Origin of the sequence: Pseudomonas sp. WS 5051, assembly GCF_012985715.1 — a bacterium.
GTDB classification, from domain to species: domain Bacteria; phylum Pseudomonadota; class Gammaproteobacteria; order Pseudomonadales; family Pseudomonadaceae; genus Aquipseudomonas; species Aquipseudomonas bubulae.
Map to the genome: position 1 here is coordinate 39530 of NZ_JAAQWV010000020.1, position 25730 is coordinate 65259.

Here is a 25730-nt window from a genome sequence, read left to right on the forward strand (position 1 = left end):
CAATGTAATTTCGTGTAAAGATCCCCGGCGATCCCGTAGTATCTACAGGAACACTGCAACTGTGGGAGCGAGCCTGCTCGCGAAGGTCGTTCGCGAGCAGGCTCGCTCCCACAATAGGGCTTGACCTGCAACAGGGTATCTACAGCGGCAAGGTGATTGCCACGCTCAAGCCGCCTCCCGGCAGGTTGCTCGCCTTGATGCTGCCGCCGTGCATTTCCACCGCCCTTGAAGCAATCGCCAGACCCAGGCCAAAACCGCTACCCGTCTCACTGACACCCCGCTCAAACGGGTCGAAAATCCGCTGCAACCGCGATTCTTCAACACCCGGACCCTGATCGCTGATCCGTACTGTCAGGCAGTGGCCCGCCGGGCTGGCTTCAGCCATTACCAGCACCGTGCTGTCGGCACGGGTATGGCGCACTGCATTGCGGATCACGTTCTCAAAGCAGCGATACAACAACTCGCCACTGACCCGGCTGACAAAGGACGGGCACCCTTCCAGGATCACCCGACAACCCTTGATGCCCGCTTCGAACTGCGCGTCTTCGACTATCAAGTGCAACAACTCGATGATGTCCACCGGCTCGCGTGCGATGCTCTCGGGCCGCCCCTGCACCCGGGCCAGGGTCAGCAGGGCTTCGATCAGGGTGTCCATGCGCTGCGATTCGCGCTCGATGCGTTCGACCATATCGGCGCGGGACGGGTTTTGATGCAACAACCCGATGGCGGCCTGCATGCGTGTCAGGGGCGAACGCAATTCATGGGAGATGTCATGCAACAAGTGTTGCTGGGCATCAACCAGCAGCTTGAGTTGGTTGGCCATACGGTCGCAGTCTTCGGCCAGGTCGACAATTTCATCACGTCGCGCGCCCATAAACGGCTTTACCCGGGTTTCGAATCGCCCTTGGGCCACATCGCTCATCGCCCGGCGCAAATAAGCCAGCGGCCAGGCCAGATAAAAAGCCATAAAGCTGCTGAACAGCGCGCTCATCACGGTGCCGATAAGCAATGGCATCAGCCCCGGCCCTCCTTCCCCGCCACCACCATTACCCGGTACTCGCGTCGACCTGAGAGACAGGCTGAGGCCTTCCTTGCTGATCACCGTGCGCTCAAACGCCGGATTCACGATCGGCAGCCCGGCCAGCAGTCGGCCGCCACTGTCATACACTGCAATGGCCTCGTCATCGGGGTGGTGCCATACCTGCAGCAACTGCTTGCCGGCCTCGACACCAAATTGGCGCAGCAACTGTTCCTCGCTTTCAAGAATGGTATCCAGATGCGGATTGCCAGGGCCCTGGCGACTCAAGGTAATAATGCCGATACCGACAAAAAACGTCAGGCTGGTAGCCAGCCAGAAGGCCAGGAACAGTTTCCAGAACAGCCGGCTGGGTTTCATCATTCCGCGATCAACAGATAGCCGAGCCCACGCACGCTCTGAATCCACGCCTTGGCGTCAGGCCGCGGGCCGAGCTTCTGGCGGATGCTGCTGATATGGACGTCGATACGCCGGTCATAGCGGGTCAACGGGCAGCCCAGGGCATTGAGCGACAAGTCCTGCTTGCTCACCACTTGCCCGGCACTGCGGGCCAGCTCTTCGAGCAGGCTGAACTCGGTGCTGGTTACCCCCAGCTCCCGCCCCTGCCACAGCGCCTGGCGCTTGCCGGGCCACAATACCAGCGGGCCGGTCTTGATCACCTCGGTGGTGGCCTGCTCCGCCGGCTGCACCCGGCGCATGATGGCGCGCAAACGCGCCACCAGCTCCCCCGGCGAGCTGGGTTTGGGCACATAGTCATCGGCACCCAGCTCCAGGCCGGTGATGCGGTCGATGTTGTCGCCACGGGCAGTGAGCAACACCACCGGCACCTGACTGCGCGCGCGAATGCGCCGCAGCACTTCGATCCCCGACAGTCGCGGCAGCATCACATCCAGCACCACAATGCTGAATTGCCCGGACAAAGCCTGCACCTCGCCCTCTTCCCCGGTATGCACCGCAGTCGCTTCAAAGCCTTCGCGCTCCAGATACTCACTGAGCAAACCGGTCAGTTCCTGGTCATCGTCGACGAGCAATACACGGATCATGGCGAACTCTTGAAGGGGGGATCTGCCCATTATCGTCCTTGCGGCCCGCAGCGTCATTGCCTGCAGCCAACCTTTACCTAACTTGACACTCGGTTAACCGCACCATACGCCCCGAGCTTTTATGCTGGACCTCCACCAGCCTGCTTGTGCTGTTTGTCGATGTGTCCTGGATAAATGATCTACATGAATTTTGCGCGCCTGCTCTGCTCGGTTGCACTGCTGCTCAATGCCTCACTGGCCCACGCCCAGGGCTTCAAGATTGCCGATATCCGCATCAACGGCCTGCAGCGGGTGTCCGCCGGCAGCGTGTTCGGTGCCCTGCCCTTGAACGTTGGCGAACAGGTCGATGACCAGCAACTGGTGGAATCCACACGCGCACTGTTCAAGACCGGATTCTTTCAAGATATCCAGCTGGGCCGCGACGGCGACGTCCTGGTGATCACCGTAGTCGAGCGGCCGTCCATTGCCAGTATCGACATCGAGGGCAACAAGGCGATCTCCACCGATGACCTGATGAAAGGCCTCAAGCAATCGGGGCTGGCCGAAGGCGAAGTGTTCCAGCGCGCCACGCTCGAAGGTGTACGCAATGAGCTGCTGCGTCAGTACGTAGCCCAGGGGCGTTACTCGGCCGCGGTGGACGCCGAGGTGGTGGCCCAGCCGCGCAACCGCGTCGGCCTCAAGATCAGGATCGACGAAGGCGAAGTGGCCGCGATCAAGCACATCAATGTGGTGGGCAATACCGTCTTCGACCAGGCCGAGCTGGACGATCAGTTCACCCTCAAGACCAGCAACTGGCTGTCGTTCTTCAAGAACGATGACAAGTATGCCCGGGAAAAACTGTCCGGCGATCTGGAGCGTTTGCGCTCGTACTACATGGACCGCGGCTATATCAATATGGAAATCTTGTCGACCCAGGTGTCGATCAGCCCGGACAAAAAGCAGGTCTTCATCACCGTCAATATCAGCGAAGGCGCCAAATACACCGTGCGCGACATTACGCTGCGCGGTGACCTTAAAGTACCCGAAGATCAGATCCACGCCTTGCTGCTGGTACAAAAGGGCCAGGTATTTTCGCGCAAGCTGATGACCTCCACCTCGGACCTGATCACCCGCCGCCTGGGCAACGAAGGCTATACCTTTGCCAACGTCAACGCGGTGCCGGTCCCAAGCAAGGACGGCAACACGGTAGATATCGAATTCGTGGTCGACCCGGGCAAGCGCGCCTATGCCAACCGCATCAACTTTCGCGGCAATACCAAGACCGAAGACCAGGTCTTGCGCCGAGAGATGCGCCAGATGGAAGGCGGCTGGGCTTCGACCTACCTGATCGACCAGTCCAAAACGCGGCTTGAGCGCCTGGGTTACTTCAAGGAAGTCAACGTCGAGACCCCGGCGGTGGCGGGAGTCGACGATCAGGTTGACGTCAATTACAGCGTTGAAGAGCAGTCTTCCGGCTCGATCACTGCCAGCGTCGGCTTTGCCCAGAGTGCCGGCCTGATTCTTGGTGGTTCGATCACCCAGAACAACTTTCTGGGCACGGGCAACTCCGCCAGCCTGGGCCTGACCCGCTCCGAGTACCAGAGCAAATACAACATCGGTTTTACCGATCCGTACTTCACCAAGGATGGCGTCAGCCTTGGCTACAACGCGTTCTTCAACAAGACCGACTACAACGATTACTACGACGATGGCGTGTCGTACTACTCGATCAACAGTTATGGCGCCGGTGCCACCCTGGGCTACCCGATCAATGAAACCTCACGGATCAGTTTCGGCCTCACCGCGCAGCATGACAGCATCGAGCCCGGCACCTACAGTGCCGACGAGATCTATGATTTTATCGACCGCGAAGGCAAGGAATTTACCAATTTCAAGGCCAACCTGGGCTGGTCGGAATCGACCCTGAACAAGGGCATCCTGGCTACCCGCGGATATGCGCAAAACCTTAACCTGATGGTCACGGTGCCCGGCAGCGACCTGAGCTTCTACAAGATCGACTACACCGGCCAGACCTTCCTGCCCGTCAGTGCATCCACCTCACTGCGCTTTCACACCAAGCTGGGCTACGGCAACGGCTATGGCTCCACCGATGGCCTGCCATTCTATGAAAACTACACTGCGGGCGGTGAAGGCACGGTGCGCGGTTTTGAAAGCGGCACCCTGGGCCCGCGCAACACCCCGGCCACCGGCACCTATAGCAGCGCCGGGCAGGCGTACTACTCCGACCGCGACACCGAGGCGCTAGGCGGCAATATCATGATCACCGGCGGGGTCGAGTACCTGTTCCCGATGCCCTTTATCAAGGACAACAAATCCCTGCGCACCTCGCTGTTCTGGGATGTGGGCAGCGTGTACTCGGACAAATGCTACCTGAGCACCACCACCGGCTGTGACGGCGTGGACCTCAGCCAGATGGCCAGTTCCGTAGGGGTGGGCGTGACCTGGTACAGCCCGATGGGCCCGCTGAGCGTCAACCTCGCGCTGCCCATCCGCAAACCGGATGATGCAGAAACACAGGTGTTCCAGTTCTCCATGGGGCAGACGTTTTAAAAGCACGACAGGTGATCGCACGGGCTTGAGCCACTGGTCATCTGGAGATCAGGCGCGCTTGATAGATGTACCATTTTAGGTACACTCAAGTTCATGACTGGAATCCCTCCCATCCTGACGGTTGCATTTTTTCGCACCGAAGCCGGTAACGAACCCGTTCGCGAATGGTTAATCGGCCTTGGGCGCGAGCAAAGACGACTGATTGGCACCGATATTAAGACCGTGCAACTTGGCTGGCCGATTGGCATGCCGGTTGTTCGCAAACTGGAGCCAAAACTGTGGGAAGTTCGCTCTGATCTGGATGGCGTCATTGCCCGTATAATCTTTACGGTAATCGGCTCACAGATGATCCTGCTTCACGGATTTATCAAGAAAAGTCAGAAAGCCCCGGCGGTGGATCTGCAAACCGCCAGGCAGCGCCATGCAAAACTACGAGGTACAGCGCATGAATAACCATATCGGCTCCGACTTTGACGACTTTCTCTCGGAACAAGGCCTTGCAGAAGAGGTTTCGGCCGCCGCACTCAAACGCGTTATTGCCTGGCAGATAACCCAGGCCATGAAAGAGCAGCACGTCAGCAAAAAAAACCTGGCCGACCGCATGCATACCAGCCGCACGGCGGTGGATCGGGCGCTCGACCAGAATGACCCAGGCATGACCCTGGCCACCCTGGCCAGCGCCGCACGGGCATTAGGCCAACGCGTAGAAATTCGTCTGGTTCCGGAGCACACAGCCGAACAGGGTTAACCCCTTACGCCCCTTCAAACTTGAAGGCCGGAGTGGCCTTGAGGCGGCTTGAAACCTCCCCGGAGTAAATGGTGCTTTGGTCCGGGCCCAGATCCAGTTTTTTGACCGCGCCTGTAGCCCTGGTGAAATCGATCTTGTTCAAGTCCACCCAGAAGGTGTTTGGTGTAATGGCCGACTCGAAAAAGTACAGCCCCTGCTTGTGGTCGATTACCGAGCGCCAGCGCGTCGAGGAAATATTCGGCTCGCCGGGAGTGGTGATGCCATACGGCACTGAAACGTTGCGGATCACGCTGAATACACTGGCCAGCGACAAGCGCGAGTCCTGGTTTTTCGGCACCGCATTGACGTAAAACGAGGCCCGGGCAAAACGGTCCGCCGAGCGATTGGTACCCGGTAGCATTACCGTCCCGCCGATGGCTTGCCAGTAGGCGTTCATGGCCAGTTGGGCATCGAACGCCGGGGAGTTGGTCATGACCTGATAGCTGCGATCATGGTGGATCACCTGCTTGCCATCGATAAACTCAATGATGGCGCTGTCACCCGATGCATCGGACATTGAAAGATGCAAGGTCGCCAGGCGACTTTCACCCGGCACATTGGCGGTAACCACGGTAAAGGGTTCAGTCTTGAGCACCGCCACCGCTTCGGCAACGCTGCTGAAATTGTCCAGTACATACTGGGCCCAGGCGGCAATGCTCAGCCCCGGTTTACCCTGATTGACCGGCGGGTACTCGGACTCGACCAGCCACAGCAGGTTAGCCGACAGCCCCGCTTCGTTGACGCCGTCGGTGGTGGAAATGTCATAGCCGCTGGCAATCACGCTGCCGTACTTTGATGTCCACTTCAGCGACCCCGGCCCTACTTCACCTGTGCGCTGCATGCCCTGGGGGAAGATCCACAGGTTGGTGGCCACGTCGGTTTTCCAGTCCATCGAACGCGCCGTAATCACCCTGTCGTTGTCCCCCAGATACACCAGGCGGGTACAGGCAGTAGCCACCGGCAGCGCCAGCATAAAGCCCGCCATGGCCAGCGTCAGGTTGCGGGTGTGTTTGAGCAGTTGCATTCCCTTGTCTCCTCGGTACTTGTCAGAAGCGCATGGACAGGCCCAGTACCGGGCCGCGCTGGGTCACGTCGTACTTGAACTTGTTGCCGGTAAAGTCGGTGGTGCGGTAATTTTGCGCCAGAACCCGATAGCCGACGCGGATGATCGTGGGGTGATCGGCCAGGTACATGCGATAACCCAGGTAGCCCTGGGCGTTCCAGGTTTTCTTTGAGGAGGTATCCAGCCCGCCGGTGTCGGTTTCACCGGACAGTGTCCAGCGGTCGGTCAGGTCAGCCTGCATGCGCAGCCCTACGAACGGGTCGGTCCACTCGGTTTTTTTCTTGGTGCTGAACCCCAGCGAGTCAATGTCCAGCTTGGTTGACAGCTTGGTCCAGCGCACACCGATCGTAGGTTCGACACGCCAGGTGCGCGGCTCGCCAAAAATCGTTTGACCACCCAACTCATACTCATAGGCCCGGTAATAGGTGCCGACAGCCAGGGTGCTCTGGGTGATCGCCAGGCCCACCTTGCGCCCGTACACCCGTTCGGATTGATCGGTTTTAGCGTGGACGCCGTCGATATAAAAACCCAGTGTGCGATTGGTCAATTCCAGATTGCCCATAAATACCGTGCTCAGGTTTTCCCAGACATCCGCAAACGGAACATCAACCTTGGTATTGACCCCGCCAAGCGCCGCCTGCCCGCTCATGGAGGGCGCCCAGACAAAGGGGCTGGCCAGCAATAACCATTGTGAGTCCGCAGGCTGATCAGCATGTGCCACCTGCACGAACAGCAACAGCGGCAAAGCCGTTGCAGCTCTATTCAACGTTGTATTTTTCATCGCCCTGACTGACCAGCATCTGATTTGATCATTAGGTATAGCAGCTCTCACCTGAAAACCTGCTGTCAGGGGTAGGCATTGTTGCGATCAAAAACTCTTGTATGGGTTTTTACATAAACCAGCGATATTCCCGGGCACTGATTTCCTGCATAAAGGCCAGATGATCCTGGCGCTTGTTCTCGCAGTACACATCGACAAATTCGCCGCCCAGCCCTTCACGCAGCTGCGGCTGGTGCTGCATGGCGCGCACGGCCTCAAGCATGTCCAGCGGGAAGGCGATGCCGCTGCTGCGGTCTTCGTTCAGGGGCAGGATCGGCTCCTTGCCCGCTTCCAGCCCGTGTTCGAGCCCCACCAGAATCGCCGCCAATACCAGATACGGATTGGCATCAGCGCCCGCAAGGCGATACTCGACCCGCAGGTTTTTACTGTCCGATTCCGGGATACGCAAGCACGCATCGCGGTCCTCATACCCCCAACTGGCCTGGGTGGCGATATTGGTCGTACCGCCCAGGCGGCGAAAAGCATTGTGGTTAGGTGCAAATATCGGCATGCACGCCGGCAGTAATTCCAGGCAACCGCCGATAGCGTGGCGCAAGGGCTGCTGCTGGTTGGCCGCCAGCAAGTTGTTGCCGCCCGCGTCGTACAGACTGACATGCACATGCATGCCGCTGCCCGGGTGCTCCAGGTAGGGTTTGGCCATAAAGCTGGCGCGATAGCCATGCTTGAGCGCCACCCCGCGGGTGCTGCGACAGAACAGCGCCGCCCAGTCCGCGGCACGCAAACCGTCATCGAGGTGAGCGAAATTGATTTCGAACTGCCCCGGGCCCAGCTCGGCCGTAATCACGGTGGCATCAATCCCTTGGGCCTGGGCCGCATCGACCATGTCATCCAGCACCGGGGCAAAGCGCGACAACCGCTCGATATGCATAGTGGGCTGATCGTCGGCATCATCGCTCAAGTGATCACGGGGGAACTGCGGCAAGCCATCGCGCAGCTTCTTGTCGAACAGGTAGAACTCCAGCTCGAACGCCACCACCGGGCGAATGCCTTTGCGCGCCAGCCGGGCCAGCACCCGGGCCAGGACTTCGCGGGGCTCAAAGACGATCGGCTGTTCAGTGCCGTCAGAAGTGATCAGCATCTGGCCCAGGGGCTTGTCTTCCCAGGTCACCGGCTTGAGCGTGCCCGGTACCAGACGTCGCACGGCATCCGGGTCGCCATCGTTGAAACAATAGTCGCCTATCTTGAACAATCCGCCCTGCACCCCTAGCAACACACAGTTCTGCGGCAGTTTCAGGACGCTGCCGGCCGCGACTTTTTCCAGCATGTCGATGGGGTAACGCTTGCCGTAGAAATGCCCGGGGATATCCAGGGAGATCAGGTCGACATAACGCACCTCGGGGTTGCGCTGACGAAACGCACGCACTTCGGCCAGCAGATCAGAGCAGGCAGCATCCATCTTCAAGGTTCCTTTGTTGTTATCAGGTGTAAACCCACAGCACGCGGGCAAGCTGCTGTGTCAGGTTGGCGTAGCGACAGCGCGTATGGCTGTCGAACTGGAAACTGTCACCGGCATTGAGGGTGGCAGGCTCAGCGTCGTCGCCCAGCCACAGGGTCAATTGCCCTTCAATGACATAGCCGCCCTGCTCCGAGCTGTCGGTCATAAGCCGTTCGCCGCTGCTGGCGCCGGCTTCCAGCAGGCTTTCGAGCATGGAGAACGACGCACGGATTTGTGGCGAGACCAGGATATCGGTGATGCCGTTGCCCAGGTACAGCGTGCGTCGCTCGTCCGGGCGGGTCACCCAGAGCAACTGCTTGGGCTTGGGCAAACTGTAGAAATAGGTGGTGGGCACACCCAGGGTTTCACTGATGGCCGTCAGGTCGGCCACCGTGGGCTGGGACAGGCCGCGCTCGACCTGGGACAAAAAACCCACGGAGCGGCCAATTTTATCGGCCAGTTCCTTGAGCGTGTACTTCTTGTGCTTGCGCAGGTCGTGGATAAGGATGGCCAGGGCGGCCATCTCTTCTTGCTTGTTCATCCCGGGCCGCCATGAAATTTAAATCATTTATTTTCATGAAAAAATACAGATTAAATTTCATAAACGCAAGGTGCCTCCGTACAGGGGAGTTTTGTTCAATACGCTTGGGTCCGCGCCCCATAACCTCAGGGCTCAACCTTGGAGCGGAGAACAATAACGATGAGCGTGCTGATTTCAATGGCGGCGTTCGCCCTGGCAGCCTCCATCTCACCGGGGCCGGTGAATGTGGTGGCCCTGAGTTCGGGTATGCAGTTCGGCCTGGGGCCCAGTCTGCGCCATGTGCTGGGGGCCACCGTCGGTTTTGTGGTGTTGCTGCTGTTTACCGGTTTTGGCCTGCATGAAGTGCTCAAGCAGTGGCCGATCCTCACCGACCTGATCCGCTGGGCCGGCATGGCATTTTTGTTGTACCTGGCCTGGAAACTGGCGATGGATAACGGCCGCATCGAGTTTGGCGGGGACGCCCGGCAGCCATCGTTTTTTACCGGCGCCGCCATGCAATGGCTCAACCCCAAAGCCTGGCTGGCGGCGGTTGCAGGTATGGGCGCGTTTGTTTCGGGGGGCGAAGCCACGCTGATCTGGGCATTTGCACTGATCTACTTTGTAGTCTGCTACCTGTCAGTGGCTTGCTGGGCCTACACCGGCGCCTTTCTGAGCCGTTACCTGCACAGCACCCGGCGCATCCGCCTGTTCAATCGCGGCATGGCGGCCATGCTGGTGGGCTGCGCGGTGTCCTTGCTGTGGTTTTAGCCCTTGTACTGCCCGGGCGTGGCCGCGAGGTGTTTTTTGAACACCCGCTGGAAATGCGCCTGATCGGCAAAACCGGTTTGCTGGGCGATATCGGCGATCAACGCCCCTTCGCGCAGTTGCGCCTGGGCATGTTGAATGCGCCGATTGATCAGATAGGCGTGGGGCGTCATATGGTAACGCTGCTCGAAGGCACGGATCAGGTAAGCCTCCGACAGGCTGGCGGCGGCACAGATATCCTGCAGGCGAATGGTGTGCAGGAAACGCTCGTCGATAAATTTGGCGGCGCGCTCCACCCGTGCATTGGCGCTCTTGCGAAGCACCAGCGGGCCGCCCAGTTCCTGTTGCATCGCTGAAAAGAACTTGACCGCCGACTCGTGCTTGGCCAGCCCCTCGAGGTGCGGGTCGACCAGCTGCGCATACAGGGCGGTCAGGCCATTGAACAACCCCGGCGAGCGGGTGTGGGTGGCCGCCAGGGGCTGGAACACCCTGCTGGCCTGATCGTCAAAGGCCTGTTGAATGCCTGCCAGCCACTGCGCATCGACATACAGCATCACATAGGACCATGGCTGGTCGTCCAGCGGATTACAGGCGTGGACATCTCCCGGGTTCATCAACACCACCGTGCCGGCGCTGATACCGTGACTGGTTTTCTCATGCAGGTAAGTGCAGCAGCCGGAGGTGATGGCGCCGATGGAGAAAATCTCGTGGGAGTGTCGGGCATAGCAGACCTTACGGCCATCGGCGATGGAGCGCGCTTCGATAAAGGGCAACTGCGCGTCCCGCCAGAACCGGGGTGTAGCGCAGTGTGTTGACGGGCTTGCGGGCATGGTAGCGTGACCGTGATGGGCAGGTGTCTGATCACCAGACTAGCACCTTGGCTGACCGTCCGTAGCAACTGCCGCAGGAACGAGGCTGCGTTCGGTTGCGAAGCGACCGTTAACCCTGCGAGTCGGGTTTACCTGGCACACCGCAGTGCCTGATTTTGCGGCGACTGCGTCGCCGGACGCAGCCTCGTTCCTGCGGCAGCTGCTACGGGTTACAGTTTTATTGGCTCGCTGTAAGGCGTCTGCAAATCACGCTCGGGGATTTCCCAGATCACCAGTTTTGGCGGTGTCTGCACGAATGCAGGGTTGCTGAAGTAGCCATTGGCACCACCGGAGAACTCGCCACCGTCCTTGGAAAAGTCACCTATAGGCGCACCCAAGGCCTGCTGCAAAAAACCGGCAAAGTTGGAGTTACGCGAAAACGAAGTGCCAATCAAAGCAACGTTGGGCAGGTTGTCATCGCCAAACAGATCATCCAGGTTGTCAGCATCCCTTTGGGATAAATCGGCTTTCTCACTGAACCGGCTGGCCGCCACCGATTCTACTGCGGGTTGCAACCCCACTGGCAACCATTCAAGACCGGCCAGTCGCACCAGATCTCCCGGGCGACGCGCCGGGTCTTGCCGGGCAATTTCATAAAGCTTGTGCGGCGTGGCGCTGATCCCCATTGCCTGTACCTGCACGGCAATGGCCATGGCCGCCGCCGAGGCCCCGGCTTCACTCCAGTGGGTATCAGTGCGCAGATAGGCATCGCTGCCCACAGACTGAAGAACTGGCGCGAGATCCACAGCGCTCACCCCTGCCTTGTTCAATCCCTCAACCCAGGCTTCGGCGCGATGTTGCAACTGCACCGGGCGGCGTAAATCACAGAGTTGCGCACTGGCAATCCGGCTCTTGTCCGGCACCACGGCCACCAGCAGTTCAATACCCCGTCTGGCCAGTTGCTGCTGGATATCGCGCACCGCTGCAGCCTTGGTTTGAGCATTAACCTGAGCATGACGGTTGATACGCATTTCATCGGTCAAAAACAGCCAGCCCGTACAGCCCGGACGCACCCGCGCGCCGGTGTCGTGGAACAGCAACCAGCTGGCGCCACGCTCCAGATCGGCCGCCTTTTGTGCAACGCCGGACTCGGACAACTGCTTGGCAATTCTGTGGGTCACCTCGCCATGCAGCACCGCATCACGGCTCAGGTCAGGGGCAAGCATCTGTATTTTGCCGCTGGCAAACAACCACAGGGACGAGGCAAAGCTCGCCGCCAGAAACAGCACAAACACTGCGCCGCCAAATCTGCTCACACTGGCAGTGAATTCAGTGGCTACAGCCGGTTTGGGCGATGACGAGGACATGGGCGCGACCATTAGAACTGGAAGTACAGAAAGGGCACCGCTTCACGGCTCGCTATCAAGGCGAACGACAGCAGAAAACCCGCGACTGGCCACAGCGCCGCCATCGGCGCAAACCAGAATTGCGCACCAAAACGCTCTTCATACCGGCGCTTGAACAGCGGCGCGATGATGCACGCCACCCCCAGCAATGCCGCCAGGCCGTGAGCCGAGCGCAGGGTCACGGCCAGCGCGTCGCCCAGGGCAAACTCGTGCCAACCCAACTGACCGGCGTACATATTCAGGGCCGAAGCAAAATCCTGAGCGCGGAACAAGGTCCAGGCCATAAACACAAACAGCAGCGTCAATGTATGTGACAACCATGACGGAATGCTCGGCAGGCTGGAACGCGACCACAACCGGTCCACACACAGCGCAATACCGTGGGCCGCGCCCCATAGCAGGTAGTTCCAGCTGTCACCGCCATGCCACAGCCCCGCAATGGCCATGGTCAGGAACAGGTTGCGATAGGTTTTCCAGGCACCGTTGCGGTTGCCGCCCAGGGCGATATAAAGATAGTCCCGCAGCCAGCTGGACAACGACATGTGCCAGCGCCGCCAGAAGTCCTGAATGCTGCAGGCCAGATACGGCTGGTTGAAGTTTTCCGGGAAATGAAAACCCAGCATCAGGCCCAGGCCAATGGCCATGGCGCTATAGCCTGCAAAGTCGAAAAACAGTTGCAGCGAGTAGGCCAGGCAGCCGATCCAGGCGTCGACAAAAGAGGGGTTGTCGAGGTGAAACGCAACATCCACCAGCGGCGACAGGGTGTCGGCAACCAGCACTTTCATGCACATGCCGATCATGAAACGGCGCGCACCCAGGGAGAAATTCTGCCAGTCGAAATAACGTTGGGTGAGTTCGCGACGCACCCAGTCATAACGAATGATCGGCCCCGCAATCGAGTGGCCGAACATCGAGATATAGGTGGCGTAATTGATGAAGCTGCGCTCCACCGGCACGGTGTGGCGATGTACATCCACCAGATAGGAAATCGCCTGCAGCACGATAAACGAAAGCCCGGCGGGCAGCGCCACCCGCTGCCATTCCAGCGGCATCGCCCCCGGATACGTGATCCAGTCGATCCAGGTTGCGGCCAGGATATTGGCGTACTTGTACCAGCACAGCACCGCCGTGTTGAACACGATCAGCGCGATCAACAGCCGCACCCTGCCCCGGGAGTCCTCACGACTGCGATCGATGAGCAACCCGCCAAGCCATGCCACGACCGTCAATGCCACATGCAACGCGAGGAACATCGGGTTCAACCAGCCATAGAACAGCCAGCTGCCGATCAACAGAATCACGTTGCGCCACTGCGGCTTGCCCAGGGCGTAGACCAGCATAAAGGCCGGTAAAAACAGCGTCAGGAACTCGAGTGAGGCGAAGACCATGGTGGCGGTGCAATCCGATCAGTGGGACAGAGTATCCGTGGTGCTCAACAGGCGCGGCCCGCTGACAGAAGGCACCAGCAATACGCTGTAGCGCTCGCCCGCCTTGAGCATGCCCAGATCCAGCGGCGCCCCCACGTTGGTATTGGCGCACACCAGTTGTACCGACAGGTTCACCGGGTTGATCGAACGTCGCTGCAGGCTGGCCACCGGTACTGCCTTGAACAGATCGCCCGTGCGCCCCGCGGGACGCAGGCTGGCATCGCTGCAGGACTCGTCGACATTGACGAACGCCAGTGAAGCCTTGAGGCCGTTGAAGTCATCCGGTGTTTCGCGCACCGCGACTTGTTCGATCCCGTCGCCTTGCGGCACCACCACAATGGTCGCGAACTCACCGGGCTCGACCTTGAGGTCCAGGGCCAACCGGTGCGCACCACTGGCCAGCGAGCCCTTGACGGCCTTGCCCGAATCCACCGGGAACAACAATGAAGCAGGCGCTGCCGTTTCAAGGCGCAACGGTGGTTGCCCGGGCTGGCCCATTACGTCCAGAGGGGCAGCGGTGGCGTTGACGAAGCGGATAAAGGCGGCGTCCTGATCGGGGCCAGTGGGGTACAGCGCAACGTCGGCAGCCAGCGCATGCGCGCTGCAAAACAACACTGCCGTGCTCAATACAGCTCGGATCACTTGTTTGCACCCTTGGCACTGACCGCTTCAGGGGGCAGCTTGCCCAATGCATCACCGATGGCGTTGGCCCAGGATTTGTAACCCGCTACAGTAAAATGCTGGCCGTCAGTGGTCACCCACTGCCCCGGCTTGGAAAACTCCAGCGAATCGATGTAAGTACAAGGTGCAACATTGGTCGCCAGGAACGCAGATATCAGCTTGGTGCGGGCATCGTTCTTCTTGTACATGCCACCTTCCTTGCCCCACGCCGGGCCTACCCAGGCGCACTTGGCGCCATTGGCGGTAATTTCCTTGGCCAGGGCAGACACGTTTTGCCACGCCCACGCCTTGGGAAACACCGGCTTGTCGTAAGAGGCCATAGTGTCTGCAATCACCAGCACCACCAGATCCGGTTTATCCGCTGCAAGCAACTCCTTGATCGGCGTAGTGGTCGCGTCACGCCCCCTGATCACAATTTTACCGTTACCCTTTTCTTCGGCTCCACAATCGACTTTTTTGGTAATCAACCAATCGCCGGCACTGGCACCGCACGCGCCAATCGAGTGCACATTTGCGCCCTGCTGGGTCAGGTTGGCGTGCAGCGGCTCCATCAAACAGTTAGGCAGGCTCATGTGGCTTTCCCCTAGAACAAGAAGGGTCATACCGGCAAGAACGGAAGAAGGCATTTAAAGTCTCCAGGACATCAATTGGAATAAGGCGAACTGTATGGGCTGACCGGCAGCTCCATAGGGCCATTCATATTTTCAAACATATAGCGCAGGTACATCGCCCCGGTGATTTGCTGGTAGTCCTGAGCATTATCCAGACCCAAATTGGCCCCCAGGAAAACGCTCGACCCGAACTTGTACTCACCGGCAGCGGCCAGGCTGTAACCGACGCCAGTCTTGCTCTCGCCGGAGTAGCGCTGGTCGTTGGTGGCCTGCATGTCCTTGTCACCGGGGAAGTAGTCGGCACCGGCCTGATGGGTGTACTGAACGCCCACCGAGCCCTTGACCTGGTAGCTGAAGCGATCGGTGCGCTGCGACCAGGCCACCGGCACGCCCAGGGCAAAGTAGCTTTGCGGGCTGAAGTAGCCGCCGTGGCCATAGGTAAAGAAGTTCTGGTTGTTCTCAAAACTCATGCCGGTAGCGCTCAGACCCAGTGTCAGCTTGCTGTCCTCGGTGTTTTGCAAATACCAATACACTCCACCGCCCAGTTCGGCACGGCTGTTGGATTCGACGTTATGACCCAGCAGCTTGTGCCAGGCGCCGTAGCCATAGGCGCCGACAGCCTGGTTGTCATAGCTCAGCTGACCACGGCCGCCGTTAGCCGTTACGCCACCCCACGTCTGCCCGGTGCGCTCATCAGTGGTACCGGCGAATGACGTTACGCTGTCGATCACCGGGCGGCGTGAAACATTGACGCCATAACGCACATTGGAATTGCTGGCGAGCGGGCGATCGACACTCACGCCACCGGCCACGGTGCTGTATTGAAAGCCGATCGGCGTGGTACCGAGGTCGGCCTTGATGCCTTCATCCGGGCGAGCGTAGCCAACGCTCACACCGACACCACTCTCACGCTGGGCGCCAATCCCCTCGGTTGACTCTTTGCCACTACCAAAGCGTTCGGCGGCATAAACACCCACCCTACCCGCATTCAGGGACACCGGTGTCACACGTACGGCGATACGGTTGTCACCCGCCGGAAAGTTAATTTCCAGCGGTGTTTCGATATCGGTCATTTTGCCAAGGCCAGGCTCACTGTCGTTGTTGCGAATAGTGACGCCCTGGGTCACGTAGGCACTGCGCTCCTGGAGGATACTGTCCAGCGCACGCTGGGCCGAACTGGCTTGGTCCACCGCCACATTGACCGTGCCTTGGGGTAAAAATGGATTAGCCCCGGCACCAGCATTACGTCCCACCGGCAAGGTGCCATTGCCTGTCCTGGAAGGCAGGGGTTGCCCCGGGTAGACATCGCTGGCCAACAGCGCATTGTCGTCTGCCATATAAGCGCTCGAATCGAGCGTGGTTTGGGCGGGCGCGGGAATCGCATCGATGGCCCCACGCCCCATCTGATTGGCTGGGCCCGACAAGCCGGCGAACGGGTTCGGCGCAACGCCAGATACGCCGGCCTGAGCCGTAAGGTTGCGTTTTTTCTCGGTTTGCTCGATGTCCACGGCCTTGCGCAACAGGTGCGCAGCCTGAGCGCTCTTGCCCATGCTGCGGTAGATTCGTGCCGCTTCGGTCAAAGACTGCGGGTCGTAGTTTTGCAGTTTCACAAACTGCTCCAGCGCACGCTCGGCGTAGCCGTTATCTCGGGCCAGAACCGCAGCGTCCGCGGCATTGAGGAGGATTTGCGGATCGTTGGGCTGACGTTGCAGCAAAGGCTTGTACAGCTCAAACGCCTTGGCGTTATTGCCGCTGCTGACGTACATCCGCGCCAGCGCCGAAGTCGCACCGGCGTCCCCAGGCCGCGATGCCAGCGCCGGTGCCAGAGTGTCATAAGCGCCCGCCAGGTCACCGCCTTCACGCAGCAGATCGGCCTGACGAATGCGGTACTGATACAGCAGGTCGTCGAAACGTTTGCGTGTGGCAACGCTCATTCGCTGGTTTTGCAGGCCGCGCAGGATCGAGTTGACCTGGGCATCATTACCCGTCTTGAGCAGCAGATTGGCGTACTGCAACATCAAGTCGGCGGAAGGTGTCGGTGTCTGGTTGATCACATCGCGCATCATGGTCAACGCTCGCGTGGAATCTCCTGTGTCCACATAAGCCGAGGCCAGCGTTGCCATACGATCCGGACTGCGGCTCGCCATCGGTTGCAACCGGTCGAGCAGTGCCAGGGCTTCCTGACGCTGGCCACGCTTGGCCATGGTGGCAGCGAGCTTGACCTGCACCGTCAGCGTGATCTGATCCGCCAAATCGTTCATATCTGCGGTGCGACGACCCACTGGAATCCGGCTTATGGCAGCCTGGGCAGCGTCCCACTGCTCCATTTCCACTGAGAGCAGAGCACTGGTATAGAGGGCGTCAACATCTGTCGGATGGGCTTTGAGGTAGCTGTCGATCAGAACGCGGGCTTTTTGCGGCTCACCGGTTTTCAGGTAAAGGCGGGCGAGATCAAAACGGGTCCAGACGTTGTCCGGGTCATCTTTGACCGCTTGCACCAAAGCTTGTTGTGCGCCCCGGGTATCGCCACGCTGCTCGGCCAATGCCGCAGCCTGCGTGTAGCGCAGCGCACGCAGTCGACCGCCACCGTCCATTTCGGCCTGCTGGGCCGGGGTCAGGGTATCTAGCAGGCGCAAGGCCTCATCGGCCTGCCCCGCTTGCGACAGAACATTGACCAGCCCTTGTACGGCCTGAGCATTGTCCTTCTGCACACTCAGCACCTGACGGTAACTGGCTTGAGCCTCATCGAGCTGACCGTTCTGAGCCTGAATATCCGCGAGGGCCAAACGTGCCTCGATGCCCCTGGGGTTCACTCGCATTGCCTGGGCAATGCTTTCCCGGGCCTTGGCGGGCTGGCTCTTGGCCTGGTTGCGCGCCTGTTGCAGCAAAGCCCAGTAGCGCACGTTATCCAGCGCCGGCTTCCAGCGCGAGCCGCCGTTGCCGATAGCGCGGTTCAAAAGTTGCTCAGCTTCGCTCAGACGGTCCTGTTGCTGACGCACCACACCGAGCCCACCCAAAGCATCAGGATCATTCGCCTTGTTTTTCAAGCGTGCGGCAAAGGCTTGCTCGGCACCCGCCTGATCACCTTTATCCAACGCCTTGAGCCCACGCTCGACCAGCGGATCAGGTTGCCAGGCCGGTACACGGTCTGCAGTGCTGGCTTTCAATTTACCTTTGTTCAGCAGGTCACGAATTTCCTGATCATCTGGATGAGCCTTTAAAAAGGCTTCGAACAACGGCACCTGGGCAGCACTCGGCGGACCGGACCAGACCAGCGCCAGACGCCAGCTTTCATCAGCGTCACCGCCGATGTCGGGCCGGGTCGATAGCTTGGCCAGATTACGGATACCTTCAGGGCGACTGTCTTCGTAACGAATCAGTTGCTTGGCCAGAAACAGCGCCAGAGTCGAGTCGTTGGGCGTCTCGCGCAGCAAGCGCTCCATGCCTTTTCGCGCTTCTGGCCAACCTGCAGGATTGAACGCCAGGTTGTTGTAATACTCACGTCCCACCGTACCTGACGGTGTGCGACCGGCAAACAGTTTGGCAAACACCTGAGTCGCCTCATCTCGCTGATCGCTATCGACCAGACGTCGGGCCTCATCCAGCAGTGCTTTGTTCTGCGTCTCAGTCAGGGCAATATCCTGTTCCAGTTGCGCCGCCAGCCACGGTCGGGGCGACAGGGCCTGCAAACGCTCCAGGTATTGCCTGGCTTGCTCGGGCTTGTTCTGTTTGAGGCTGGCAAAGCCCATACCATAAAGGGCATCCACTTGATTGGGGTCCAGACGCAAGACTTTTTCCCAGGCCTCGGCCGCCCGTTGTGCATTGGCGCGGCCTTGCCAGTACTGACCCTGTTCGACCAGCCGCGCTTGCACGTCGCTGGTATCGGCGTGGACGGCTGTGCCGATGACTGCGGTTAGAATCCCGATAGCTAGTGCGTGGCGGTGCGGACGCATGACGTCTCCCAAGACAGTTTGAGTGTTCCGTCATCACGAAACTGAAAGCGGTTTTCTGCCCAGCCGAGTGCGAACAGGCTAAGCATGACGTTGTAATACAAAGGCTCGGTACGTTCGCCATCGGCCTGCCCCAGCGCCTTCGTGAGGGCTAGCTCGGTTCGACGCTGCTGAGCTTGGGCAAGCCAGGGCTGGCCTTTGGCCTGGAAGTAAGGAATCAGCGCGGCGGAGAAGCCGAACGGCCCCTGCCCCTCTAGCGTACCGCTCCTGACCTGGACCTTTTCCGGTGGAATGCCGGTGGAAGCCGTGCTGTTCGCCATACCCTCCAGTCGCGCCAGCAACGGTGCTGCCAACACATCGGATTTGGGCGTCATGCCTGCCCACAGGTAAACGCGAATCGCGTCGTAACTGCCCAGTTCGCCATTAACCGGATCGACCACGAACAGACCGCTGTTCGGCCCGGTGGCACGATAGCCGATCCAGTCGGCAACATAGCCTTTGGGGCTGGAAGCCTTGACCATTTTCACGGTGTTTTCGGCAATTTCTTTCCACGGCCCGGCCGGTGCCTGCATGGCCAGCCGCCGCAGCAACGGCAGCGGCAGATAGCTGGGATTCAAGCGCCACAGATGATCGGGTTGCACAAAGCCTTGAGGCCCGGGCAACACCATTTTGCCCAGACCGGGCAAGCTCACGACCAGTTGGCTCTGGATGTTTTCAAGCAGATGCAAGGCTGCCTCGCGGTAGTCAGGGCGCTGCCACAGACGTGCCGCTTCGAGCAACGAATAGGCAATCCACAAGTCCGAGTCGGACGCTGAATTGGCGTCCTGCAATTGCCACGTCCCGTCCTTGCCCTGCCCCCACAACCAGCCTGGCAAACGCGTGCTCACGTCGGCGCCAGCCATATTGGCCAGGGTCCATTGCCATAACCTGTCAAAGCGCGCCTGATCATTGCCGATCAATGCAAATAACATCCCGTAGGACTGACCTTCGGAAGAGCTTTGGTTGAGCTGTGGGCTGGACTCCAGCATACGGCCGTCAGCCTGTACAAAGCGCGAAGCGTAGGCTTGCCACAGCGGCCAGTCGGCTTTTTGGCACCTGGTGTCCTTGGCCATCGCGGGGGTCAGGGCGATACCTGCCAGAGCGCCTGCCAACCACAGCAGCGCACGATGCAGGCGCCGCGGTGAGGAATTAAAACGTTTGATCGCGAAGAACCCCATGAGCCGTCAGTTACCTAGTCGTTTGTTGGCGCGTGCGCGCAGTGCCAGATAAGCCAGACCACTGAGCAAAATCACCCCCAGACCGGTCAGCAGCAGGGACAGGACCACATGGCGCGACATCAACCATTGCAGGTACTTGATAGGCCCCAGGCTGCCAACGTAGTACTGCTCGTCCGCCACCAGAGGCTCGATGTTTTTACCGCGTACCACCACCAGACTGCCCTGGATCGAATGGGTGTAATCCTCACCTCCGATCAGTGCATTTGTGGCATCGGCCAGACCTTGCGGTTGACCACTGGCAATAACCACAACACTGCGCCCTTTTTTAAGCGGCGATTCGAAACCGGTCAGGTAAGTGCTACGCGCGCCACCGGAAAACGCCATCGCCAACCGCGTCTTGCGAATATTGGCTTCAGGATCGGGGCTAAACCAGTCACGTAGCCGCATCGGCAAGTCAGATAAATGAAAGCTCTGCTGGCCTTCGCCATCGTTAGCGGGCAGGCGATCGGCCCAATGTGTCAGCAAAGGCTGATTGGCACCGGACGCCAGCACCAGCAAGTCCTTGTCCGCAGCGCCCGCCACCTGATCCGCCTGAATCACCTGTACGCCAGTAGCCGGGTAGCCGGTGGACTGGCCAAATCGGCCGAGCAGTGTGAGGTAGGCATTCAAATCAGCAACCCCGGCATCATCCGGCAACACCACGGCGGTTTGCGACAGGTCAGCCATACGGGTAAACGGAAAGCCGGAATCCTTGAACACGCCCAGGTTGGGCATGGCGATAAAGTGGTCGTAGCCGCTCAAATCAAGGGTCGACTCGGGATCAATCGCACCGCGCATATTGTCAATGATGATGTCGTTACATTGGCCCTGCTTGATGTAATCGAACATATAGCGCAACTGCAGGCGGGACTGCAGGGCCACCGAGTTCAGGGGCAGCAACACATTGGTTTCGCGGTCAAGGCTGTCGTCTGACTTCAGTGTTCTGAGCACACTGCTGTCGAGCCTGTCCCGGGACAGCAGGTTCTGCGACTGAATCAGCGCGTCATTAAAACTGATAATGAACGACGAATTGTAGGACTTCTCTTGCGGCGTATAGCGGTATTTAAGATTCAGCGGCGCGCCTTCGTTACGCCAGGTAAACAAATCCGGCGGAAAATTCAACGGCACGGTGATGTCACCCGGGTTGTAGCCGGACACCGCCAGTTGCTTGGCCTGCATCAACTCACCAATCTTTACCGGGCGATCACTGGGCAACCAGTTCGGCGCGTCATAGGGCTTGCGGGGCTGCACCACCTGCAATCGATCGATCACCACGCTGCTGCCCGACAAGGCCTGGCTGCCCAGTACCAAAGCAGTTGCGGCACTCTTGAGTTCGGCACCGTCGCGACCGCTGACCACCAGCAGCTTGGCATTGACGTCATTCGGATTGGTCATCAAGGTCAGGGTCGGGCCCTTCGCTGGCGGTAGACTAATACTGCCAATCTGCAGCGCATCCGGACCACTGATCAAAACCACCGCACTGCCGCTGGCGGGAATCTGGTTGTAACTCGAGGAAAACCGTGCACCCCGAAAACTGGCTTGGGCGCTAAACCACGACGACAGTGCACCGGCTGCTTCGAGCGTGGCGTTGTCAGGCGCAGAGACGAACACAAACGGCAAATCCAGGGCCCGGGTATCGCGACGATCGAAAAATGGCAACGGCAAGATGGACAGATCATTGGGTAAACCCAAGGGCGATACATCAATGCTCAAGCTGGTGGCGTTGCTGATCTTGGCCCACAGGCTGGTGTGCTGCGGATCTTCGCAACTCATGGTGTAGTGCCCGATAAACTGCAAACTCAGACGGTTGAACTCGGTAATCAGGTGCGCCGGTATGTCGACGACATGCTGTTGCAGTTGCCCGGCTTTGTCCTTGGGCAACGGCAGGCTTGCCGCCACTTCATCGTTGATGATGACGTTGATTTGCGACAGCTCTTCCAGCAATGCCGGCGAGTAGGTGTACTGCAAGTTCAACTTGGCACCCGTCACAATCGAGTCGGCCCGCACATCGAAACTGACACTGTCGCTCGATTCCACACCCCGCAGGTTCATCGGATAATTGCGGCCCAACTGTTTGAGGGTCACGGTGTAATTATTGCTACCGGTTGCAGCAACGGCTGGAGCGCTCTCGGCGCAGGCAGCGCCGCTGTTCAAAGCCAGCAAGGCACACGCAATGCGTGCCAGGGCACGACGCGGATCGCGCAAATTGGCGAAGACTGAAGACGTTGAATTCATCACTTATCCTGGATGTTTTCTAGCTTTGATGGGGCGACGCGGCGACGGCGCAGCAAGCTGCGCACTTCCATGAGCGAGGCTTTGAAGAGTTCTTGGATACCGCGAAAACCAATTCGGCTGACTCCGCGCAGGGCCACCAGCGGGGTATCAACCTGCCCGCTACCCCAGGTCGATGCCCAAGTGTCGGCACGGGAAAAGGTGAGACGTACCAGATCACTTTGCTGGCGCAGAGTCAGAGCTTCAAATTGAACGCCGAGCAATTCACCGCGACTGAATACAATCACAGCCGGGAACAGGCTCAAGTGCTGGCTGCGCAATAGCGAAATCTGCACCTGCTCGCCTTGAGGTACGCTGACGCCCTGTGGCAAACGCAAGCCCATGCCTTTTTGCGAAAAGTCCTGGGTAACGCCGTCTATCACACTGCCATCGGCACGGACCAGGCGCACCGGTAATGTGGCAGCAACCCGCGGCTCGGCACGAACCTGCCGGGTTTCACTGGCCACTGCCACGGCGGCACTGGTGATGATCACGTTGTAGAGCGTCCACAACAGGTTGATCAACAGCGTGGTCGTGGCGCCCTCCTCACCCATTGCCAGCCGCGCGATCCCGTACGCCATCCCTGCCATGTTAAGGGTCAGCAGCACGATATATGGACGGGCGAGCTTCCAGTCGAAGTACTTCTCGTCAATGATCCCGCCCTTGTCGGTCACGTTGAAACCACCGAACTTGGGGTTGACCAGCGCCACCAGCACCGGGGCCATGATGTACCAGGCCAGTACTGTCTCGTAGACCTCGTTCCAGAACGAATGCCGGTATTGCCCCTGAATGCTGGAGTTGGTGAGGCTGGCATGAAAAATATGCGGCAATGCATAGGCGGCAATCATCAAGCCCGAGGCATGAAAGATTTGCGCATCAAAAAACAGAAAAGCCAGCGGCGCCGTCAAAAACACCAAGCGCGGCAAACCATAGAAGAAATGCAGCATTGCGTTGAGGTAGCACAGGCGCTGGCCCAGGTTCAGGCCCTTGCCGAACAGCGGATTGTCGGTGCGAAAAATCTGCGCCATACCCCGCGCCCAGCGAATACGCTGGCTAATGTGGCGTGAAAGGCTTTCCGTGGCCAGACCCGCTGCCTGCGGTATCGCCAGATAAGCAGTGTTGTAGCCGGCGCGGTTGAGCTTGAGCGCGGTATGGGCATCTTCGGTCACAGTTTCGACCGCCACCCCGCCGACTTCCATCAGCGGCTTGCGACGGATCACTGCGCAAGAGCCACAGAAAAACGTGGCGTTCCACAGGTCGTTGCCGTCTTGCACCAGACCATAAAACAACTCGCCTTCGTTGGGCACCGAACGGAAGGTGTCGAGATTTTTTTCGAATGGGTCGGGCGAAAAGAAAAAGTGCGGCGTTTGCAACATCGCCAGCTTGGGGTCTTTGAGGAACCAGCCAATGCTCACTTGCAAGAAAGAGCGGGTCGGCACGTGGTCGGCATCGAAAAATGCTACGAACTCGCCACTGGTGACCTGCAATGCTTCGTTGAGGTTACCGGCCTTGGCATGACGGTTGTTGTCACGGGTGATGTAGTTGACGTTGATCTGCTCGCAGAACTCGCGAAAGTCTTCGCGGCGACCGTCATCGAGCACATGCACGCGCAGCTTGTCCTGTGGCCAGTCAATTGCCTGAGCGGCAAAGATGGTCAGCTTCACGATATCGAGCGTCTCGTTGTATGACGGGATAAACACGTCAACCACTGGCCATTCGCTTGGCGGGCCCTTGAGCAATACCGGCTGGCGCCGCAGCGGCCAGGCCGTTTGCAGGTAGCCGAACACCAGCACCACCAGGGCATAGATTTCGGCCAGCACCAGGCCATAACCGAACGCCATGTCGACCCAGTCGTCGAACCCCAGGGTTTCGGTCAAGCGCCAGTATATATAGCGCAACGAGGCCGTGAGTGACAGGCCGATCATGATCAGGATGGTCAGGCGCCCGGGTATCCTGCGCAGCACCAATGCTGCAACAAAGCAGCCGATGCCAAAGATGCACTGCGCATAGAATTCGAACGGTACGGTAATGATCAGCAGGCCCAAAAGCCCGCAAAACACTGCGGTACCGGCAAGCAGCGCACGGCGTGCCGCAGCCGGCCACTGATCAAGATGATCTGACAGCGACTGGGCCCAACGCTGAAACCGGCTTTGCGCAACCTGGGGGGGGCTGTTTGACTGACTCATGAAGCTGAGTTCTCGGTTACACGGGCGTTCTGCAAAGCAGCCTTAAGGTGTTCGCCAAGCAGTAAAACCCCTTCACCACCTACAGACCGGACGGGCACCGTCAACGGGTTGCGGCCGTAAGCCAAGGCCTCGCCAAAACCGTGATCCTGCTCTACTACCCCCGTCAACTGCGCACCCAGACGGCGCTTGAGCACTTCGAGCATGTCGCGGGAAAACTCGCGCCCGGGCTCAAATTGATTGACCACATAGCTGCGCGCAACGTTGGCTCCCAGCAGACGGTCCATATGCTCCAGGGCAATAAAGCTGGCCGCGTCGGCAGCAGTGACCACCAGCACCTGATCGGCCACATCCAGCGCCTGCTGCAGGTACGCCGAGCGGCCGCTGGGCGTATCGACAATCACCAGGTCATGTGTGCCAAGGTCCATGCGTTCCAGTTGCCGTGCCAGCCAGTGGCGGTCCTGGCTTATTTCGCGCTCCAGGGCACAGCGCTGGTCATCGCTCAACACGCCGTAGGGCAGCACTTGTACATCGTTGAATCCCTGCTGCAGATTGCTGCTCCAGCAGGCGCTGCCGATGCCGGTCACGCCGGATTCAACGCCGAGGTGATGGTGCAGGGCATTTTGCGGATCAAGGTCGATGGCCAGGGTCTTGCCACCCTCCAGACGCAGGCTGCTTGCCAGGCTGGCGGCCAGCGTGGTCTTGCCAACGCCGCCCTTGGCCGAGACCAGCACCACGACACGAGCCTTGCACTGCGGCGTGCGCAATTGTGCCTGCAGGGCCTCGGTTTCGGCCTGACGAGCAAGCGCTACTTCAGCGAGCAAATTACGCAGCGGGATGGCAACGTCGGCAGTGCTCATCAGCGGTGCCGGATCTTCGGCTTTCGCCAATGCCACGCAGACTGGCGCAACCGGTGGCAGAGCAGCAAGTACCGGGGCCGTGACTTCTTCAGGCTCAGAGGCTTTAACTTGAGCTGGCGGCGTATTGGGGTATTCGAACTGACTGTCGAACTCGTGATAACTGTCCGAAGTGGCGCCGAACCTGCTGAACAAGTTCGATATGTCGTCTGTACGACTCATAAGTAGGTTCCTTCCGG

20 protein-coding genes are annotated in these 25730 nt (G+C 59.4%); 4 read left to right on the plus strand and 16 right to left on the minus strand.

Annotation, left to right across the window (positions count from 1 at the left end):
* Nucleotides 1–139: 139 nt before the first annotated feature.
* On the minus strand, nucleotides 140–1399 hold the full coding sequence (locus HBN79_RS21785) for an ATP-binding protein (protein ID WP_138738885.1): 1260 nt from the start codon (nucleotides 1397–1399) through the stop codon (nucleotides 140–142).
* A complete protein-coding gene (locus HBN79_RS21790) occupies nucleotides 1396–2079 on the minus strand; it encodes a response regulator transcription factor (protein WP_095018818.1) in 684 nt (227 codons plus the stop codon). The genes HBN79_RS21785 and HBN79_RS21790 overlap by 4 nt, the downstream gene beginning before the upstream one ends.
* A gap of 183 nt (nucleotides 2080–2262) precedes the next feature.
* Here HBN79_RS21790 and bamA point away from each other — a divergent pair, with 183 nt between their 5' ends.
* From bamA to HBN79_RS21805, 3 genes are all read left to right on the plus strand, one after another.
* A complete protein-coding gene (gene bamA, locus HBN79_RS21795) occupies nucleotides 2263–4629 on the plus strand; it encodes an outer membrane protein assembly factor BamA (RefSeq protein ID WP_169917176.1) in 2367 nt (788 codons plus the stop codon).
* 93 nt (nucleotides 4630–4722) lie between these two features.
* Nucleotides 4723–5082 (plus strand): type II toxin-antitoxin system RelE/ParE family toxin, encoded by a 360-nt coding sequence (locus HBN79_RS21800; protein WP_095002334.1) that lies wholly within the window; start codon nucleotides 4723–4725, stop codon nucleotides 5080–5082.
* Nucleotides 5075–5377 (plus strand): XRE family transcriptional regulator, encoded by a 303-nt coding sequence (locus HBN79_RS21805; protein ID WP_165484571.1) that lies wholly within the window; start codon nucleotides 5075–5077, stop codon nucleotides 5375–5377. The genes HBN79_RS21800 and HBN79_RS21805 overlap by 8 nt, the downstream gene beginning before the upstream one ends.
* 4 nt (nucleotides 5378–5381) lie before the next feature.
* On the opposite strand, the gene HBN79_RS21810 is transcribed toward HBN79_RS21805, so the two are convergent.
* The 4 genes from HBN79_RS21810 to HBN79_RS21825 all read right to left on the minus strand — a co-directional run bounded on the left by HBN79_RS21810 (nucleotide 5382) and on the right by HBN79_RS21825 (nucleotide 9296).
* Nucleotides 5382–6440 carry a linear amide C-N hydrolase gene (locus HBN79_RS21810; protein WP_169917177.1) on the minus strand — a complete coding sequence of 353 codons (1059 nt, stop codon included), beginning with the start codon at nucleotides 6438–6440 and terminating at the stop codon, nucleotides 5382–5384.
* A 22-nt stretch (nucleotides 6441–6462) separates the two neighbouring features.
* Nucleotides 6463–7224, minus strand: a complete 762-nt coding sequence (locus tag HBN79_RS21815; RefSeq protein WP_095002331.1) for a hypothetical protein — start codon at nucleotides 7222–7224, stop codon at nucleotides 6463–6465.
* A 145-nt stretch (nucleotides 7225–7369) separates the two neighbouring features.
* A complete protein-coding gene (locus HBN79_RS21820; RefSeq protein ID WP_095002330.1) occupies nucleotides 7370–8716 on the minus strand; it encodes a glutamine synthetase family protein in 1347 nt (448 codons plus the stop codon).
* Nucleotides 8717–8738: 22 nt separating this feature from the next.
* Nucleotides 8739–9296, minus strand: coding sequence for a helix-turn-helix domain-containing protein (locus tag HBN79_RS21825; RefSeq protein WP_169917178.1), 558 nt, complete (start codon nucleotides 9294–9296; stop codon nucleotides 8739–8741).
* A 159-nt stretch (nucleotides 9297–9455) separates the two neighbouring features.
* Here HBN79_RS21825 and HBN79_RS21830 point away from each other — a divergent pair, with 159 nt between their 5' ends.
* A complete protein-coding gene (locus HBN79_RS21830) occupies nucleotides 9456–10043 on the plus strand; it encodes a LysE family translocator (RefSeq protein ID WP_095026980.1) in 588 nt (195 codons plus the stop codon).
* On the opposite strand, the gene HBN79_RS21835 is transcribed toward HBN79_RS21830, so the two are convergent.
* From HBN79_RS21835 to bcsQ, 10 genes are all read right to left on the minus strand, one after another.
* Entirely contained in the window at nucleotides 10040–10870 is an 831-nt protein-coding gene (locus HBN79_RS21835; RefSeq protein ID WP_169917179.1) for an AraC family transcriptional regulator, read from the minus strand. The two genes, HBN79_RS21830 and HBN79_RS21835, sit on opposite strands and share 4 nt — an antisense overlap.
* 209 nt (nucleotides 10871–11079) lie before the next feature.
* Nucleotides 11080–12216 carry a cell division protein FtsQ gene (locus HBN79_RS21840; protein ID WP_169917180.1) on the minus strand — a complete coding sequence of 379 codons (1137 nt, stop codon included), beginning with the start codon at nucleotides 12214–12216 and terminating at the stop codon, nucleotides 11080–11082.
* A gap of 11 nt (nucleotides 12217–12227) precedes the next feature.
* Nucleotides 12228–13643 carry an MBOAT family O-acyltransferase gene (locus HBN79_RS21845; protein WP_169917181.1) on the minus strand — a complete coding sequence of 472 codons (1416 nt, stop codon included), beginning with the start codon at nucleotides 13641–13643 and terminating at the stop codon, nucleotides 12228–12230.
* A gap of 18 nt (nucleotides 13644–13661) precedes the next feature.
* On the minus strand, nucleotides 13662–14324 hold the full coding sequence (locus HBN79_RS21850; RefSeq protein ID WP_130871697.1) for an alginate O-acetyltransferase AlgF: 663 nt from the start codon (nucleotides 14322–14324) through the stop codon (nucleotides 13662–13664).
* Nucleotides 14321–14989, minus strand: a complete 669-nt coding sequence (locus HBN79_RS21855) for an SGNH/GDSL hydrolase family protein (RefSeq protein WP_095018812.1) — start codon at nucleotides 14987–14989, stop codon at nucleotides 14321–14323. Before HBN79_RS21855 ends, HBN79_RS21850 begins: the two co-directional genes overlap by 4 nt.
* Nucleotides 14990–15006: 17 nt before the next feature.
* On the minus strand, nucleotides 15007–18927 hold the full coding sequence (locus HBN79_RS21860) for a cellulose biosynthesis protein BcsC (RefSeq protein ID WP_169917182.1): 3921 nt from the start codon (nucleotides 18925–18927) through the stop codon (nucleotides 15007–15009).
* Complete coding sequence (bcsZ, locus tag HBN79_RS21865) at nucleotides 18903–20141, minus strand: cellulose synthase complex periplasmic endoglucanase BcsZ (RefSeq protein ID WP_095018810.1); 1239 nt, start codon at nucleotides 20139–20141, stop codon at nucleotides 18903–18905. Before bcsZ ends, HBN79_RS21860 begins: the two co-directional genes overlap by 25 nt.
* Nucleotides 20142–20147: 6 nt before the next feature.
* Nucleotides 20148–22415: a cellulose biosynthesis cyclic di-GMP-binding regulatory protein BcsB gene (gene bcsB, locus HBN79_RS21870; protein ID WP_169917183.1), complete on the minus strand. Its 2268-nt coding sequence runs from the start codon at nucleotides 22413–22415 to the stop codon at nucleotides 20148–20150.
* Nucleotides 22415–24637 carry a UDP-forming cellulose synthase catalytic subunit gene (gene bcsA, locus HBN79_RS21875; RefSeq protein WP_169917184.1) on the minus strand — a complete coding sequence of 741 codons (2223 nt, stop codon included), beginning with the start codon at nucleotides 24635–24637 and terminating at the stop codon, nucleotides 22415–22417. Before bcsA ends, bcsB begins: the two co-directional genes overlap by 1 nt.
* Entirely contained in the window at nucleotides 24634–25713 is a 1080-nt protein-coding gene (gene bcsQ / locus HBN79_RS21880; RefSeq protein ID WP_169917185.1) for a cellulose biosynthesis protein BcsQ, read from the minus strand. Before bcsQ ends, bcsA begins: the two co-directional genes overlap by 4 nt.
* Nucleotides 25714–25730: the final 17 nt, after the last annotated feature.

Excerpts from the sequence above, each read along its gene's own strand:
- HBN79_RS21785 (WP_138738885.1), bottom strand. The coding sequence starts at position 1,399 with ATGATGAAACCCAGCCGGCTGTTCTGGAAACTGTTCCTGGCCTTCTGG.
- HBN79_RS21790 (WP_095018818.1), bottom strand. The coding sequence starts at position 2,079 with ATGATCCGTGTATTGCTCGTCGACGATGACCAGGAACTGACCGGTTTG.
- bamA (WP_169917176.1), top strand. The coding sequence starts at position 2,263 with ATGAATTTTGCGCGCCTGCTCTGCTCGGTTGCACTGCTGCTCAATGCC.
- HBN79_RS21800 (WP_095002334.1), top strand. The coding sequence starts at position 4,723 with ATGACTGGAATCCCTCCCATCCTGACGGTTGCATTTTTTCGCACCGAA.
- HBN79_RS21805 (WP_165484571.1), top strand. The coding sequence starts at position 5,075 with ATGAATAACCATATCGGCTCCGACTTTGACGACTTTCTCTCGGAACAA.
- HBN79_RS21810 (WP_169917177.1), bottom strand. The coding sequence starts at position 6,440 with ATGCAACTGCTCAAACACACCCGCAACCTGACGCTGGCCATGGCGGGC.
- HBN79_RS21820 (WP_095002330.1), bottom strand. The coding sequence starts at position 8,716 with ATGGATGCTGCCTGCTCTGATCTGCTGGCCGAAGTGCGTGCGTTTCGT.
- HBN79_RS21825 (WP_169917178.1), bottom strand. The coding sequence starts at position 9,296 with ATGAACAAGCAAGAAGAGATGGCCGCCCTGGCCATCCTTATCCACGAC.
- HBN79_RS21830 (WP_095026980.1), top strand. The coding sequence starts at position 9,456 with ATGAGCGTGCTGATTTCAATGGCGGCGTTCGCCCTGGCAGCCTCCATC.
- HBN79_RS21835 (WP_169917179.1), bottom strand. The coding sequence starts at position 10,870 with ATGCCCGCAAGCCCGTCAACACACTGCGCTACACCCCGGTTCTGGCGG.
- HBN79_RS21840 (WP_169917180.1), bottom strand. The coding sequence starts at position 12,216 with ATGTCCTCGTCATCGCCCAAACCGGCTGTAGCCACTGAATTCACTGCC.
- HBN79_RS21845 (WP_169917181.1), bottom strand. The coding sequence starts at position 13,643 with ATGGTCTTCGCCTCACTCGAGTTCCTGACGCTGTTTTTACCGGCCTTT.
- HBN79_RS21855 (WP_095018812.1), bottom strand. The coding sequence starts at position 14,989 with ATGCCTTCTTCCGTTCTTGCCGGTATGACCCTTCTTGTTCTAGGGGAA.
- HBN79_RS21860 (WP_169917182.1), bottom strand. The coding sequence starts at position 18,927 with ATGCGTCCGCACCGCCACGCACTAGCTATCGGGATTCTAACCGCAGTC.
- bcsZ (WP_095018810.1), bottom strand. The coding sequence starts at position 20,141 with ATGGGGTTCTTCGCGATCAAACGTTTTAATTCCTCACCGCGGCGCCTG.
- bcsB (WP_169917183.1), bottom strand. The coding sequence starts at position 22,415 with ATGAATTCAACGTCTTCAGTCTTCGCCAATTTGCGCGATCCGCGTCGT.
- bcsA (WP_169917184.1), bottom strand. The coding sequence starts at position 24,637 with ATGAGTCAGTCAAACAGCCCCCCCCAGGTTGCGCAAAGCCGGTTTCAG.
- bcsQ (WP_169917185.1), bottom strand. The coding sequence starts at position 25,713 with ATGAGTCGTACAGACGACATATCGAACTTGTTCAGCAGGTTCGGCGCC.